At 68.7% G+C, this 14,160-nt stretch carries 13 protein-coding genes, 2 pseudogenes and 1 riboswitch; of the genes and pseudogenes, 10 read left to right on the forward strand and 5 right to left on the reverse strand.

Annotated elements, in window-relative coordinates:
• Window positions 1-13: 13 nt before the first annotated feature.
• A pseudogene (locus tag A6302_RS05615) lies at window positions 14-963 on the reverse strand (homoserine kinase); the annotation flags it as partial.
• A 44-nt stretch (window positions 964-1,007) separates the two neighbouring features.
• Entirely contained in the window at window positions 1,008-1,979 is a 972-nt protein-coding gene (gene ispH / locus A6302_RS05620) for a 4-hydroxy-3-methylbut-2-enyl diphosphate reductase (RefSeq protein WP_141703429.1), read from the reverse strand.
• A gap of 221 nt (window positions 1,980-2,200) precedes the next feature.
• On the opposite strand from ispH, the gene A6302_RS05625 reads away from it, so the two are divergent.
• Window positions 2,201-2,758 carry a hypothetical protein gene (locus A6302_RS05625; protein WP_069306226.1) on the forward strand — a complete coding sequence of 186 codons (558 nt, stop codon included), beginning with the start codon at window positions 2,201-2,203 and terminating at the stop codon, window positions 2,756-2,758.
• Between the two features lie 14 nt (window positions 2,759-2,772).
• Here A6302_RS05625 and A6302_RS25190 read toward each other — a convergent pair whose 3' ends face one another.
• The gene (locus tag A6302_RS25190; protein WP_280938863.1) at window positions 2,773-2,895 is read right to left on the reverse strand and encodes a hypothetical protein; all 123 of its coding nucleotides are present in this window, start codon (window positions 2,893-2,895) and stop codon (window positions 2,773-2,775) included.
• Window positions 2,894-3,002: riboswitch (glycine riboswitch) on the forward strand. (Overlaps the previous gene by 2 nt.)
• A 165-nt stretch (window positions 3,003-3,167) precedes the next feature.
• Between A6302_RS25190 and gcvT the strand changes: the two genes are divergently transcribed.
• The 4 genes and pseudogenes from gcvT to gcvPB all read left to right on the forward strand — a co-directional run bounded on the left by gcvT (window position 3,168) and on the right by gcvPB (window position 7,873).
• Window positions 3,168-4,316, forward strand: a complete 1,149-nt coding sequence (gene gcvT / locus A6302_RS05630) for a glycine cleavage system aminomethyltransferase GcvT (protein WP_069306242.1) — start codon at window positions 3,168-3,170, stop codon at window positions 4,314-4,316.
• Window positions 4,317-4,355: 39 nt separating this feature from the next.
• Window positions 4,356-4,727, forward strand: coding sequence for a glycine cleavage system protein GcvH (gcvH, locus tag A6302_RS05635; RefSeq protein WP_069306227.1), 372 nt, complete (start codon window positions 4,356-4,358; stop codon window positions 4,725-4,727).
• 12 nt (window positions 4,728-4,739) lie between these two features.
• A complete protein-coding gene (gene gcvPA, locus A6302_RS05640) occupies window positions 4,740-6,086 on the forward strand; it encodes an aminomethyl-transferring glycine dehydrogenase subunit GcvPA (protein WP_069306228.1) in 1,347 nt (448 codons plus the stop codon).
• A gap of 204 nt (window positions 6,087-6,290) precedes the next feature.
• Window positions 6,291-7,873: pseudogene (gcvPB, locus tag A6302_RS05645) on the forward strand (aminomethyl-transferring glycine dehydrogenase subunit GcvPB).
• A gap of 3 nt (window positions 7,874-7,876) precedes the next feature.
• On the opposite strand, the gene A6302_RS05650 reads toward gcvPB, so the two are convergent.
• A complete protein-coding gene (locus A6302_RS05650) occupies window positions 7,877-8,521 on the reverse strand; it encodes a helix-turn-helix domain-containing protein (protein ID WP_245293932.1) in 645 nt (214 codons plus the stop codon).
• Between the two features lie 226 nt (window positions 8,522-8,747).
• On the opposite strand from A6302_RS05650, the gene A6302_RS05655 reads away from it, so the two are divergent.
• From A6302_RS05655 to A6302_RS05670, 4 genes are all read left to right on the forward strand, one after another.
• Complete coding sequence (locus tag A6302_RS05655; protein WP_069306230.1) at window positions 8,748-9,257, forward strand: Dps family protein; 510 nt, start codon at window positions 8,748-8,750, stop codon at window positions 9,255-9,257.
• 315 nt (window positions 9,258-9,572) lie between these two features.
• Window positions 9,573-9,986 carry a globin family protein gene (locus A6302_RS05660; RefSeq protein WP_069306231.1) on the forward strand — a complete coding sequence of 138 codons (414 nt, stop codon included), beginning with the start codon at window positions 9,573-9,575 and terminating at the stop codon, window positions 9,984-9,986.
• Window positions 9,987-10,225: 239 nt separating this feature from the next.
• Window positions 10,226-11,767 (forward strand): L-piperidine-6-carboxylate dehydrogenase, encoded by a 1,542-nt coding sequence (amaB, locus tag A6302_RS05665; RefSeq protein WP_069306243.1) that lies wholly within the window; start codon window positions 10,226-10,228, stop codon window positions 11,765-11,767.
• 93 nt (window positions 11,768-11,860) lie between these two features.
• Complete coding sequence (locus tag A6302_RS05670) at window positions 11,861-12,757, forward strand: NAD-dependent epimerase/dehydratase family protein (protein WP_069306232.1); 897 nt, start codon at window positions 11,861-11,863, stop codon at window positions 12,755-12,757.
• Window positions 12,758-12,806: 49 nt separating this feature from the next.
• Here the strand turns inward: A6302_RS05670 and A6302_RS05675 are convergent, their stop codons facing one another.
• On the reverse strand, window positions 12,807-13,829 hold the full coding sequence (locus A6302_RS05675) for a calcium-binding protein (protein WP_169833506.1): 1,023 nt from the start codon (window positions 13,827-13,829) through the stop codon (window positions 12,807-12,809).
• Here A6302_RS05675 and A6302_RS22730 point away from each other — a divergent pair.
• Window positions 13,819-14,043, forward strand: coding sequence for a hypothetical protein (locus A6302_RS22730; RefSeq protein ID WP_169833507.1), 225 nt, complete (start codon window positions 13,819-13,821; stop codon window positions 14,041-14,043). The two genes, A6302_RS05675 and A6302_RS22730, sit on opposite strands and share 11 nt — an antisense overlap.
• Window positions 14,044-14,160 lie beyond the last annotated feature (117 nt).

The raw sequence follows: 14,160 nt of genomic DNA on the forward strand, positions 1-14,160 counted from the left end.
TCCGCTTCGACGCGTAGGCCGCGACGCTCGTCACCCCGCGGTGGAAGCGCAGCTTGTGCAGGTATTCCAGCGGATCCTTCGGCGTCACCAGCGCGCCGGGCGGCACGCTCAGCCAGTCGTGGAGCCGCGTCAGCAGGAAACGCAGCGCCGAGCCGCGGGCGAGCAGCGGCAGGGCGGCAAGTTCGGCCTCGCTCAGATCACGGCGGCGGCGGTAGCCGGCGATCATCGCCCGCGCTTGGTGACGTTGAACTGCCGGTCCGGCTCGAAGCACCAGGCGTTGATGCAGATGGCGAGGTCATAGGCAAAGAGATCGTTGCAGGCGAAATAGAAGTCGATCAGGCCCGACAGCCGGTCGCCGAGGAAGAACACGTTGTCGGGGAACAGGTCGGCGTGGATCACGCCCTTCGGCAGTTCGCCCGGCCAGTGCCGCTCGAGATGATCGAGCTCGGCCTCGATCTCGGCGCCGAGGCCCTGAAGCACCTCGTCGGCGCGGGCGGCGGAAAGCTCGAAGAGCGGACGCCAGCCGCCGACCGACAGGGCGTTGTCGCGGACGATCGAAAAGTCCGCCCCCGCCGCATGCAGGTCGGCCAGCGCCTCGCCGACCTGCGCGCAATGGGCGACCTTCGGCCGGCGTACCCACATGCCGTCGAGAAAGGTCACGATCGCGGCCGGACGGCCTGCGAGACGGCCGAGCGCTTCGCCGTTGCGGTCGCGCACCGGCGTCGGGCAGTTCAGCCCGCCGGCGGCCAGGTGCTCCATCAGGCCGACGAAGAAGGGCAGGTCGCTCTCGCGGACCCGCTTTTCGTAGAGCGTAAGGATGAAGCTGCCGGTCTCGGTGCGCAGCAGGAAGTTGGAATTCTCCACGCCCTCCGCGATGCCCTTGAAGGAGACGAGCCCGCCGATGTCGTAGCCGGCGACGAAGGCCGCCAGTTCCTCGTCCGCCACCTCGGTGTAGACCGCCATGTCCCCTCGTCCTTCCCGATGATCCGTCCGGACCCGACCGCGGCTTACTGTGCGGCGGGCAGGCGCAATTCGCGCGGCAGGTTGAAGGACACGGTTTCGTCGGCGGTGCGCACGGTCTCGACCGTCACGGCATAGCGCGCGGCGAAGGCGTCGATCACCTCCTCGACAAGGATTTCCGGCGCCGAGGCCCCGGCGGTGATGCCGACCGCAGAGACGGTGCCCACCGCCTCCCAGTCGATGTCGGCGGCGCGCTGGATCAGGAAGGCGCGCTCGCAGCCGGCTCTCGACGCCACCTCGCGCAGGCGCTGCGAATTCGACGAGTTCGGCGCCCCGACCACGATCATCGCGTCGACCCGCGGCGCCACGGCCCGCACCGCGTCCTGCCGGTTGGTGGTCGCGTAGCAGATGTCGTCCTTGTGCGGGGCGACGATCCGCGGAAAGCGGCGGGTGAGAACCGCAACGATCGCGCGGGTGTCGTCGACCGAGAGGGTCGTCTGGGTGATCCAGGCAAGATTGTCCGTGTCGGGCGGCAGCACGGTCTCGGCGTCCGCCTCCGTCTCCACCAGCGTCACGGCGCCCTCGGGCAGCTGGCCCATGGTGCCGATCACCTCCGGATGACCGGCATGGCCCACCAGCAGGATGTGGCGGCCCCGCTTGAAATGGATCTCGGCCTCGCGGTGAACCTTGGAGACCAGCGGACAGGTGGCGTCGAGGAAGAACATCTCGCGGCGCGCGGCGTCTGCCGGCACCGACTTCGGCACGCCGTGCGCGGAAAACACCACGGGCTTCTCGCCGGCCGGGATCTCGTCCAGTTCCTCGACGAAGACCGCGCCCTTGCGCTTCAGTTCCTCGACGACGTAGCGGTTGTGGACGATCTCGTGGCGCACGTAGACCGGCGGCCCGTAGCGGTCGAGCGCGATCTCGACGATCTGGATCGCGCGGTCGACACCGGCACAGAACCCGCGCGGGGCGCAGAGATGAACGGTGAGCGGCAGCTTCGTCGGCTCGGTGATCACGTCGGCCTCGGTGTTCGGCGGCGACCGGCATCGGGCGCGGCGCAAGGCGGACAGTGCGGCGCGCTTCGACCGGCCATCTGTCCTCGCCCGGTATAGGGGTGTTTGGCGCCGGCCTGTCAAGAGCCGGCGCCCCGGCTGTGCAGGACCGCGCTGCGCTCCGCCGGCCCTGTCGCCAACGGACGGACGGACTGCTATAGAGGCGCCGTGGAGGAGTCACGCGCATGTTCCTGTCCTGTCCCAATATTTCACGCACGCTCGCCATTTTTGGCCTTGCCGGGCTTGCCGCCTGCTCGGGCGCGAAGAATTACATTCCCGGCGCCCCCACGCCGGAGGAAGAGGCCGAGCTTCGCCAGAAGTTCGCCGCCACCGCGGTCTGCCCGCAGGTCGGCGTGCGCGACGGCACACAGGTCTACACGCTCCACGCCCGCGGCATGGAGGCCGATCCCGCCGGCGTGCGCTACCAGGCGAACATCAACAAGACCGCCCGCGAATGCCGCACCGACGCCAGCGGCGCCACCACGATCAAGGTCGGCCTTGCCGGACGCCTGATCGTCGGCCCGAAGGGCGACGCCGGCACGGTCAACCTGCCGCTCCGCGTTGCCGTCGTGCGCAACGGCAACGAGGTTCTCTTCTCCCAGATATTCCCGGTCGCGGCCGGCGTGTCGGGCGGCGCCGGCAATTCGCTCTGGACCAAGGTGGTCGACGGCATCGTCGTCCCCGCGGAGAAGACCAGCGGCAACATCGAGATCATGGTCGGCTTTGACGAAGGCGCCACCTGACGTCTCTGTCCCTGTCATCCTGCACGCTCCGCAACGCCGGTGCCGCCTTCCCGCGGCGCCGGCGTTGCCGTTTTCGCCTTGCGGTCGCGGCGACGGTCATTGACAAAACCAATCATCTCATTGATGATCCCGATCATACGTCGTGCGGGAGAGATCGTCCGCCGCCCCCTTCAAGGGTGCGCGCTGACGGCGCCGAAGGAGCAACCGCCCCGGAAACTCTCAGGCAAACGGACCGCCGACGAAGACAAGACTCTGGAAAGCGGCCTCGTCGTCCAAGGCGAGGCCCACCGAAGGCGTAACCGGACCGGTCACAAGGCCTTTCCGGGAAACTCTCAGGTTCCTGACAGAGGGGGCGTCGATCTCGATCCCGCCGCGGGGTCGGGCAGATCACGCTTCGTCAGGACGCATGATGGCCGACACTCCAGACCACGCTCCCCCGCCGCTCGTCACGCCGCTGAACGCCGCCCATCGCGCGCTCGGCGCCCGCATGGTGCCGTTCGCCGGCTACGACATGCCGGTACAGTATTCCGGCATCCTCGCCGAACACCTCCACACCCGCGCCAGCGCCGGCCTGTTCGATGTCTCGCACATGGGCCAGGCGTTTCTCGTCGGCCCGGACCACGCCAGCACCGCCCGCTTCCTCGAAAGCCTCGTGCCGGCGGACATTCTCCACCTTCGCCCCGGCGCGCAGCGCTATTCCCAGTTCCTGTCGCCCGACGGCGGCACACTGGACGATCTGATGATCCACCGGCCGCACAACCCGGACGACGACGGCACGCTGATGCTCGTCGTCAACGCGGCCCGCAAGGATCACGACTTCGACCTGATCCGCCGGCATCTGCCGGCCGACATCCGCCTCGACATCGCCCGCGACCGCGCGCTGCTCGCCCTGCAGGGGCCGAAGGCGGTGGATGTGCTGGTGCGCCTCGGCGCCGACGTCGCCGACTGGACCTTCATGACCGCCGGGCCGATCCGGATCGGCACCCTCGACGCCCACGCCAGCCGCTCCGGCTACACCGGCGAGGACGGCTTCGAGATCTCCGTCCACGACACCCGCGCGGCCGATCTCTGGAGCCTGCTGCTCGCCGCGCCGGAGGTGCTGCCCGTCGGCCTCGGCGCCCGCGATTCGTTGCGTCTGGAAGCCGGGCTCTGCCTCTATGGCCACGATCTCGACGAGACCACCTCGCCGGTCGAGGCCGGGCTTGCCTGGTCGATCCAGCCGCGACGCCGGCTGGAGGGCGGCTTTCCCGGCGCCGAGCGCATCCAGTTCGAGATCGCCAACGGCCCCGCTCGCCGCCGCGTCGGCCTGAAGCCGGAGGGGCGCCAGCCCGCCCGCGAGGGCACGGAAATCCGCGACCTTTCCGGCCGACACCTTGGCACCGTCACCTCCGGCGGCTTCGGCCCGACCGTCGGCGGGCCGATCGCGATGGGCTACGTCGCGGCCGCCTCCGCGGCCCCCGGCACGAAGGTCGTGCTGATGGTGCGCGGCCGGGAACTTGCCGCCGAGATCGTCCCCCTCCCCTTCGTGCCCGCGAACTTCGTCCGCCGGCCCGCCTGACCCTTCCCGTCTCCCGTCCCCGTCTTCAGGATCGATGCGATGACCGTCTGTTTCACCGAGGATCACGAATGGATTTCCGTCGAGGGCGAGACCGCCGTCGTCGGCATCACCAACTATGCCCAGGCCCAGCTCGGCGACGTCGTCTTCGTCGAACTGCCCGATGTCGGCCGCACGCTGGCCAAGGGCGACGAGGCGGCGGTGGTGGAATCGGTCAAGGCCGCCAGCGAGGTGTTCGCGCCGGTGTCGGGAACCGTTGCCGCTGTGAATGCGGCGCTCGCCACCGCGCCCGAGACGGTCAACGCCGCGCCGGAGGGCGAGGGCTGGTTCGTGAAGATCACCCTGTCCGACCCGTCCGAACTGGACGGCCTGATGGACAGGGCCGCCTACGACGCCTTCGTCGCCGCGCTCTGACACGGAGAGCCCATGCGCTACCATCCCCTCACCGACGCCGACCGCCGCCAGATGCTGGCGGTCGCCGGTGCCGCCTCGGTCGACGACTTCTTCGCCGATGTTCCGGCCGGCAAGCTGCTCGCGGGCGATCTCGCCCTGCCGCGCGGACGATCCGAGATCGAGGTCGAGCGGCTCCTGTCACGCATGGCCGCGAGGAACATGACCGCCGGCAGCGTGCCCTTCTTCCTCGGCGCCGGCGCCCATCGCCACCATGTGCCGGCCACCGTCGATCACCTGATCCAGCGCTCGGAATTCCTCACCGCCTACACGCCCTACCAGCCGGAAATCTCCCAGGGCACGCTGCAGGTGCTGTTCGAGTTCCAGACCCAGGTCGCCCGCCTCACCGGCATGGAGGTCGCCAACGCCTCGATGTATGACGGCTCGACCGCGACGGCCGAGGCGGTGCTGATGGCCCACCGGCTGACGCGGCGGTCGAAGGCCGTGGTCTCCGGCGGTCTTCATCCGCACTACCGCGGCGTGACGCGGACGATGACGACCATGGCGGGCGCCACGGTCGCCGACCTGCCGCCCGATCCAACCGGCACGGAAGACATCCTCGCCGCCATCGACGACACCACCTCCTGCGTGGTCGTGCAGTCGCCGTCCTTCTACGGCCACCTCGTCGATCTCGCCCCGATCGCCGACAAGGCCCACGCCTGCGGCGCGCTGCTGATCGCCGTCTTCACCGAGGTGGTGGCGCTCGGCGCGATCGAGCCGCCGGGGGCGCAGGGCGCCGACATCGTCGTCGGCGAAGGCCAGTCGCTCGGCAACCCGCTGTCCTTCGGCGGCCCCTATGTCGGCCTGTTCGCGACGCGGGAGAAGTTCCTGCGGCAGATGCCGGGCCGGATCTGCGGCGAGACGGTGGACGCCGACGGCCGGCGCGGCTTCGTGCTGACGCTCTCGACCCGCGAGCAGCACATCCGCCGCGACAAGGCGACCTCGAACATCTGCACCAACGCCGGCCTCTGCGCGACCGCCTTCTCGGTCCACCTGACTTTGCTCGGCGGCGCGGGGCTGGAGCGGCTGGCCGCGGTCAACCACGCCAATGCCGTGCGGCTGGCGGAGATGCTGATCGAGGTGCCGGGGGTGACCCTGCTCAACGAGACATTCTTCAACGAGTTCACGCTCCGCCTGCCCGGCAATGCCGCGGCGGTCGTCGAGGCTCTCGCCGCGAAGGGCATTCTGGCCGGCGTCCCCGTCTCCCGCCTCGAACCCCGCCACGCTCAGCTCTCCGACCTGCTCGTCGTCGCGGCCAGCGAGGTGAATACGGAGGAGGACCGGGACGCGTTCGTGGCGGGCTTGCGGGAGGTGCTGGGGTGATGGCGGGCGCTGTCTGGCAACCATCCCTCCCCCTTGTGGGGAGGGTGGCCCGGCCGCAGGCCGGGTCGGGAGGGGTCAGCAGCGCGAACCATGACCACCGCCTTCCATCGAGAGGCCGTCCCCTCCCGGCTCGCTCCGCTCGCCACCCTCCCCACGAGGGGGAGGGATGGTGCCCGCCGCAGCCGCATCAGGATCGAGGTTTCCATGACCATGAACACCCAGGGCCGCCCGACGTCCCCGTCCGCCGCCCTCTCCGCCCCCGCCCCCGCGACCTTCACCGGAAACCGCGCCCTCGACATCGAGGAAGGCTGATCTTCGAGGTTGGCCGGTGCGAGGTGTCCGGCGTCGACATCGAAGCGCCACTGGACGTCGCGCCGCGGCTCGGCCGCCACCGGCGCAAGGCGCCGCTCGACCTGCCCGGCCTGTCGGAGCCGGAGACGATGCGCCACTACGTGCGTCTGTCGCGCCGGAACTACGCCATCGACCTCGGCGTCTATCCGCTCGGCTCCTGCACGATGAAGCACAATCCGCGGCTGAACGAGAAGATGGCGCGGCTGCCCGGCTTTGCGACGTGCATCCGCTTCAGCCGCTCGCCACCGTTCCCGGCGCGATCGACCTTGTCGCCGAATGCGGCCGCTGGCTGCTGGAGATGACCGGCATGGCGTCGGTGGCGATGAGCCCGAAGGCCGGGGCCCATGGCGAGCCTGCGGCATGATGGCGATCAAGGCGGCGCTGGCCGCCCGCGGCGAGACACGCGGGATCGTGCTGGTGCCGGATTCGGCCCATGGCACCAATCCGGCGACTGCCGCCCTCCTCGGCTACAGGGTGGTCGCGATCCCGGCCCGCGCCGACGGGACGGTGGATGTCGCCGACGTCAAGGCGAAGCTCTCGCCCGACGTCGCCGCGCTGATGCTGACCAACCCCAACACCTGCGGCCTGTTCGAGCGCGACATCGTCGAGATCGCGGCGGCCGTGCACGGCGCCGGCGCTATCTCTACGCGGACGGCGCCAACTTCAACGCCGTCGTCGGCAAGGTGCGGCCGGGCGACCTCGGCGTCGACGCCATGCACATCAACCTGCACAAGACCTTCTCGACGCCCCATGGCGGCGGCGGCCCCGGCGCCGGGCCGGTCGTGCTGTCCGACCGGCTCGCGCCCTTCGCCCCCGTGCCCTTCGTGCGCTTTGCCGGGGACGGGACGGCGGAATTCGTCGAGACCCGCAAGCAGGCCGCCGGCAGCGCCACGCCCTTCGGGCGCATCACCGCCTTCCACGGCCAGATGGGCATGTTCGTGCGGGCGCTCGCCTACATGCTGTCCCACGGCGCCGACGGGCTGCGGCAGGCGTCCGAAGACGCGGTGCTCAACGCCAACTACCTGAAGGCGCGCCTCAGGGACGTGATGAGCCTCTCCTTCCCGGACCGGCCGGCGATGCACGAGGTGCTGTTCGATGACCGTTTCCTGGAGGGCACCGGGGTCAGCACCCTCGATTTTGCCAAGGCGATGATCGACGAGGGCTATCACCCGATGACCATGTATTTCCCGCTGGTGGTCCACGGCGCCATGCTGATCGAGCCGACGGAATCGGAATCGAGGGCCGAACTCGACCGTTTCGTCGACACGCTGCGCGATCTGGTGACACGGGCGAAAGGTGGTGAGGCCGAAAGCTTCCGCGCGGCCCCCGCGCGCGCGCCGCGCCGCCGCCTCGACGAGACGCGCGCGGCCCGGCAGCCGGTGCTGACGTATCGGCCACCGGACGAAGAGACGGATCGCGCGGCGGCTGCCGAGTGAGGCCTATTCCTTCGGGTAGATGATGATCGAGAGATAGGTCATCGGCAGTTCGAGCAGTTCCTCCGGCCCGTGCGGGGCGGCGGCGTCGAAGAACAGCGTGTCGCCGGGCTCCAGAAGATAGGTCTTGTCGGCATGGCGATAGACCACGCGGCCGGTGAGCATGTAGATCATCTCCACGCCGGCATGCTGGAAGGCGACGTAGGGCCGCGCCTCCTCGGTCAGGGTGATCAGGAACGGCTCGACCACGATGTCGGAGCCGAGCGAGTGACCGAGCATCTGGTAGTGATGGCCGGCCTTGGTGCCGCGCCGCTCGATGTTGACGCCGCTGCCGGCCTTGACGAAGGAGCAGTCGCGCCGTTCCTCGTAGCCGGCAAACAGCGCCGACAGCGGCACGTTGAGGGCCTTGGCGACGGCATTCAGCGTCGAGAGCGACGGCGAGATCTGTCCGTTCTCGATCTTCGACATCATGCCGGTCGAGACCTTGGCCGCCGCGGCCAGCTCCGCGCCGGTGATGTCGAGCCGCTTGCGCTGCTGGCGGATCTTCGCGCCGATCGCCTGCTCGAGGGTCAGGGCGCCGACCCGCGGCGCGCCGGAGCCCGTGCCGATGTCGATGTCGGGCTCGCCCTGCTCGTTCGTGTCCTTCGCCAACGGCCGCTCCACGTCGATCCGCCGGGCGCTCCCCGCCCCGGCATCCGGGAAGACTAGCAGCCGGACACTGCGCTGTCATACATGTCCGACGTCTTTGCCCCGATCCCTGTCCGTCCTTACGCCCCGTCCTGCAACGCCAGTTCGCGCCCCTTGCCCCGGAACCTCCGGGCGCGGGCACGTTAAGCCGGAAGACACGCAGCTCCGACCATCGGGAAAGGACGTCGCCATGAAATCGGGTTCAGCCAATATCTCGCCGATCAGTCGCACGGATGTCGTCAAGACCGGCCTCGAGCCGTCCGATCGCGAAAAGATCGCCGAGAGCCTGTCGGCCGTGCTGGAGGACACCTACAGCCTGCTGGTCAAGACGCAGATCGTGCACTGGAACGTGCGCAGCGCGGCCTTCCTGTCGATCCACGAGCTGACGGAGACGCAGTACAACGAACTGTTCGGGGCCATCGACGTGATCGCCGAACGGATTCTTGCCCTCGGCTTCCATGTGCCGTCGAAGCAGGGCCACGTGCTGTCGCCGACCGGTGAGGCGGTCGATCCGGAGGCCTCCGCCAACGACATGCTCGAACTTCTGGCCGGCATCCATGAGGCCTGTGCCAACCGCGCCCGCGACGCCGCCGAGGACGCCGAGGAGATGCGCGACTTCGTCACCCACGACCTTCTGACCGAACGCATCGGTGCCCACGAGAAGGCGATCTGGATGCTTCGCGCCCACATCTCGGTCTGATCACTCCGCAACCCGCCGGGCGGAGCCCAGTGCCGGTGGCAAATTCTTCATCGAGGAAGACACCCATGCGTACCATCATCATGCTCCTGCTCGGCATTCCGCTGCCGATCATCATCCTGTTCTGGATCTTCGGCTGATCGGCCGCACGTCCGGTGCGAGATCACGTTTCGGGGCCGCCCTTCCCATGGAAGGCGCGGCCTCTTTCGTTGCGGCCGGCGAAACAGTTTTCCCGGAGACATAGGACGAATTTGAAACAAATGGCTGACATGCTGCCCTTCGGACGTCCTGCTACAGCGATCTTCGAAAGGTTGGCATATGACTCCCGAAGAAATCCGGCTTGTTCAGGACAGCTTTCGTGAGATCCAGCCGTCGGTCGGCGTCGTCGCCAATGTGTTCTACGCGCACCTCTTCTCGATGACGCCCGCCCTGCGCCCCCTGTTTCCGCACGACATGTCCGGCCAGAAGATCAAGTTGATGAAGATGATCGAGGCGGCGGTCGACAACCTGCACCACTTCGACCTGATGCGGCCGACGATCCGGAGCCTTGGCGCCCGGCATGTCGGCTACGGAGTGCGTGACGAGCATTATGATCTCGTCGGCGCCGCCCTGCTCCACACGGTCGCGGCCGCACTCGGCGACGGCTGGACCACCGACATCGAGGATGCCTGGCTCGAGGTCTATGGCCGGGTCGCCGGCGAGATGAAGGACGCGGCGGCAGCCACAGCCTGAGCCGGCTTCGGGCGCCACGATCCGTCGGACATCCGGTGCCGACGTCGCATCCGGCGCCGGTGGCAGGGTGGCTGCCTGCGCAGGAGACAGGCAAGACGCGCGCAGGATCGCATTCTGTCGGCAGATGTGCATGCATATTTCCGGATCGGCCAGCGTCCGTCTGACCCTCGGGGCTCGACGCGCGTCGCGGCGTGACGTACCAAGGCCTGACCAGCCCCCGCACGATCCGGATGACGACGATGAGCCTTTCCGACCTCGACCTCCCCCGCGAAACCCGTGGCCTGCTGCTCGACCTCGGCGTTGCCGAGGCGCGCTTTGCTGGCGGCACCCTGAAGGTGCGCTCGCCGGTGGACGGCAGCGAGATCGGCCGGGTCGCCGAGGATGACGCCGCCGGCACCGCCGCGACCATCGCCGCCGCCCATGAGGCCTTCCTTGCCTGGCGGCTGGTGCCCGCGCCCCAGCGCGGCGAACTCGTGCGCCTGTTCGGCGAGGAACTGCGCGCCGGCAAGGCCGCGCTCGGTCGCCTCGTCTCGCTCGAAGTCGGCAAGATCGTGTCCGAGGGCCTCGGCGAGGTGCAGGAGATGATCGACATCTGCGACTTCGCCGTCGGCCTGTCGCGCCAGCTCTACGGTCTTACCATCGCCACCGAGCGCGCCGAGCACCGGATGATGGAAACCTGGCATCCGCTCGGCGTCGTCGGCATCATCTCGGCCTTCAACTTCCCCGTCGCCGTCTGGTCGTGGAACGCGGCGCTCGCGCTGGTCTGCGGCAATGCCGTGGTGTGGAAGCCGTCGGAAAAGACGCCGCTGACGGCGCTTGCCACCACCGCCCTGTTCGAGAAGGCGCTCGCCCGCTTTGCCGCCGGCGGCGGCACGGCACCCGCGGGTCTCGCCGGACTCATCCTCGGCGGCCGCGATCTCGGCGAGGTGCTGGTCGACCATCCGAAGGTGCCGCTGGTGTCGGCCACCGGCTCCACCACCATGGGCCGCGCCGTCGGCCCGCGCCTTGCCGGGCGCTTTGCCCGCGCGATCCTCGAGCTCGGCGGCAACAATGCCGCCATCGTCGCCCCCAGCGCGGATCTCGACCTGACCCTGCGCGGCGTCGCCTTCTCGGCCATGGGCACCGCCGGCCAGCGCTGCACCAGCCTGCGCCGCCTGTTCGTCCACGACAGCGTCTACGACGCGCTCGTGCCGCGCCTGCAAAAAGCCTACGGGTCGGTGACGATCGGCAGCCCGCTCGAGGCCGGCACGCTGATCGGCCCGCTGATCGACGGCGCCGCCTTCGAGCGCATGCAGCGCGCCCTCGACGCGGCACGTAGCCAGGGCGGCACCGTGACCGGCGGCGAGCGCGCGCTGGAAGCGGACGCCCCCGACGCCTTCTACGTGCGCCCGGCGCTGGTCGAGATGCCCGCCCAGTGCGGCCCGGTGGAGGAGGAAACCTTCGCGCCGATCCTCTACGTGATGCGCTATTCCGATTTCGACGAGGCGCTCGCGCTGCACAACGCCGTGCCGCAGGGCCTGTCGTCGTCGATCTTCACCAACGACATCCGCGAGGCCGAGGCCTTCCTCTCCGACCGCGGCTCCGACTGCGGCATCGCCAACGTCAACATCGGCCCGTCCGGCGCCGAGATCGGCGGCGCCTTCGGCGGCGAGAAGGAGACCGGCGGCGGCCGCGAGAGCGGCTCCGACGCCTGGAAGGCCTACATGCGCCGCGCCACCAACACCATCAACTACGGCCGCAGCCTGCCGCTGGCGCAGGGCGTCAAGTTCGACGTGGCGTGAGCGGCCCCCTGCTCCATATCATGCGTTAGACCTTTCGCCGCCCGTGGCCGACGCGCCGCGGGCGGTTCTGCTTCCGGACGACAGGAGATCTCCATGGGCAAGCGCATCGCTTTCACCGGCGGCACCGGCAAGGCTGGCCGCCACGTGATTCCGTGGCTCAAGGCGCAGGGCCACAGCATTCTCAACCTCGACCTCGCCCCGCTCGACTGCCCGGGCGTGCCGACGCTGCTCACCGACGTCACCGACGGCGGACAGGTGATGAACGCGCTGACCAGCCATTTCGACTTCGTCGGCCTCGAGAACGGCGCGGCGCCCGGGCCGGTCGACGCGGTGGTCCATTTCGCCGCGATCGCGCGCATCCTGATCCGGCCGGACAACGAGACCTTCCGCGTCAACACCCTCGGCACCTACAACGTGATCGAGGCGGCGATGAAGCTCGGCATTCCCAAGGTGATCATCGCCTCCAGCGAGACCACCTATGGCGTCTGCTTTGCCGAGGGCGATACGGACTACCACCAGTTTCCGCTGGACGAGGACTATGACGTCGACCCGATGGACAGCTACGGCCTCTCCAAGGTGGTCAACGAGAAGACCGCGCGCGCCTTTGCCATGCGCTTCAGACGCGACATCTATGCGCTGCGGATCGGCAACGTGATCGAGCCGCACGAATACGGGATGTTTCCGGGGTTTTTCAAGGATCCGCTCTCGCGCAAGCGCAATGCCTGGAGCTACATCGACGCCCGCGACCTCGGCCAGATCGTCCACCGCGCGCTGGAAACCGACGGTCTCGGCTTCCAGGTGTTCAACGCGGTCAACGACACCATCACCGCCCGCGAGCCGACCGAGGACTTCCTGAAGCGTTGGGCGCCCGGCACCCCGATCACCCGGCCGATGGGCGCGCGCGAGGCGCCGATCTCGAACGCGAAGGCCCGCCGCATGCTCGGTTTCGTCGAGGAGCATGACTGGCGGGCCTATGTGCCGGAAGAGTAAGGCATGATGCCAACGCATGATGCCCGGGCGCGGGGTGTCCCGCGCCCGCTTACAGGACGAAGTCGCCGGCCGTCAGCTGGTTGGCGTCGGTGATGCCGCGCAGCAGGATGTTGAGATCGCCGGACCCGTCGCCGTCCACGTCGACCGTGACGACGGCATCGCCGGTGTCGCGGTAGCTGACGCGCAATTCACCGCCCGCGCCGGTGTAGCTGCCGGTGCCGAGGAAGGTGAAGGCCTGGTTGCCATCAAGGTTGCTGTTGGCGTCAATCTGCGAGAGATCGATGACGTCGCCGCCGTCGATGTCGAACTCGAGGATCCGGTCGCGTCCGGCCGCCGGGCTGTCGGCCAGCGTGCGGAAGACGAAGCGGTCCGCACCGCTGCCGCCATTGAGCCCATCGGCGCCGAGCCCGCCCGCGATCACGTCATCCCCGCTGCCGCCACGGATGTCGTCGTTGCCGCCGCCGCCGTGGATGATGTCATCGCCGCTGCCGCCGCGGATGTCGTCCGCCGTCGATCCCTCGCCGGCGGTATCGCCACTGCGATCGGAGTCGCCGTAGATGATGTCGTTGCCCTTGCTGCCGAACAGCTCGTCGCCGACGAGACTGCCATGGATGACGTCGTCGCCGCTGCCGCCGTAGACGGCCGACTGGCCGGACACGAAGACATAGGCCGAAAGATCCTCGTCGAAGCGCTCGGGCAAGGCATAGAGGATGTCGTCGCGGGACGATCCGACCAGCATCTCAACGCCGGTGCTGTGCCAGACGGCTTCGAAGCCGCGCCCGAGCTGCTGGAAGGTGGCGGTGTCGTAGCCGGCCCCTCCGAATATATTGACGCTGTTGTTCGAAGCCGCGGTGAACAGGAACGTGTCGTCCCCGTCAAATCCGCTCACGGAGCCGATATTGGCGTCGATGATCAACGTGTTGGTCGCGTCGAACATGAACGCCTTGAAATCGGCAAGGTCGTCGTCGTTGTTGAACTCGTAGGCCGCCGCCCGCTGGTCAATTCCGGCGCCGGAATAGCTGCCCTCCCAGACGATGCTGCCGTTGAGGAAGTTCACGGTGATGCTGGTCACGGTGCCGGAACTCGGCCACGGCAGCTCGTCAACCCCACGCCCCCAGACGCTGGTTACCTCGTTGTCCATGCCGGTGCCTACGAATTCCGCGCTTTGCGGAGAGGCCGGATGCGTCGAGGGCGTCGGGCTATGCTCCGCGACGATCAGCGTCGGGCTTGCCGAAATGTCGCCCTTGTCCTCAGGGTTGATGAAGAAGCTGAAGAACCTGTCCTGAGTGAATCCGACCGGCGATGTTCCGGTCCCGGTGATGGTGATCGTCGCCATTTGAATGCCTTCCCTGACGGCCGGGGAGACGCTTCTCGCCGCGCCGGCTCTACGCATGGTGGTGTAA

Origin of the sequence: Methylobrevis pamukkalensis (assembly GCF_001720135.1) — a bacterium.
Lineage (GTDB): Bacteria > Pseudomonadota > Alphaproteobacteria > Rhizobiales > Pleomorphomonadaceae > Methylobrevis > Methylobrevis pamukkalensis.

Coding starts and splice junctions, on each gene's coding strand:
- A6302_RS05625 (WP_069306226.1), top strand. CDS start 2,201: ATGTTCCTGTCCTGTCCCAATATTTCACGCACGCTCGCCATTTTTGGC.
- A6302_RS25190 (WP_280938863.1), bottom strand. CDS start 2,895: ATGATCGGGATCATCAATGAGATGATTGGTTTTGTCAATGACCGTCGC.
- gcvT (WP_069306242.1), top strand. CDS start 3,168: ATGGCCGACACTCCAGACCACGCTCCCCCGCCGCTCGTCACGCCGCTG.
- gcvH (WP_069306227.1), top strand. CDS start 4,356: ATGACCGTCTGTTTCACCGAGGATCACGAATGGATTTCCGTCGAGGGC.
- gcvPA (WP_069306228.1), top strand. CDS start 4,740: ATGCGCTACCATCCCCTCACCGACGCCGACCGCCGCCAGATGCTGGCG.
- A6302_RS05655 (WP_069306230.1), top strand. CDS start 8,748: ATGAAATCGGGTTCAGCCAATATCTCGCCGATCAGTCGCACGGATGTC.
- A6302_RS05660 (WP_069306231.1), top strand. CDS start 9,573: ATGACTCCCGAAGAAATCCGGCTTGTTCAGGACAGCTTTCGTGAGATC.
- amaB (WP_069306243.1), top strand. CDS start 10,226: ATGAGCCTTTCCGACCTCGACCTCCCCCGCGAAACCCGTGGCCTGCTG.
- A6302_RS05670 (WP_069306232.1), top strand. CDS start 11,861: ATGGGCAAGCGCATCGCTTTCACCGGCGGCACCGGCAAGGCTGGCCGC.
- A6302_RS22730 (WP_169833507.1), top strand. CDS start 13,819: ATGCTGGTCACGGTGCCGGAACTCGGCCACGGCAGCTCGTCAACCCCA.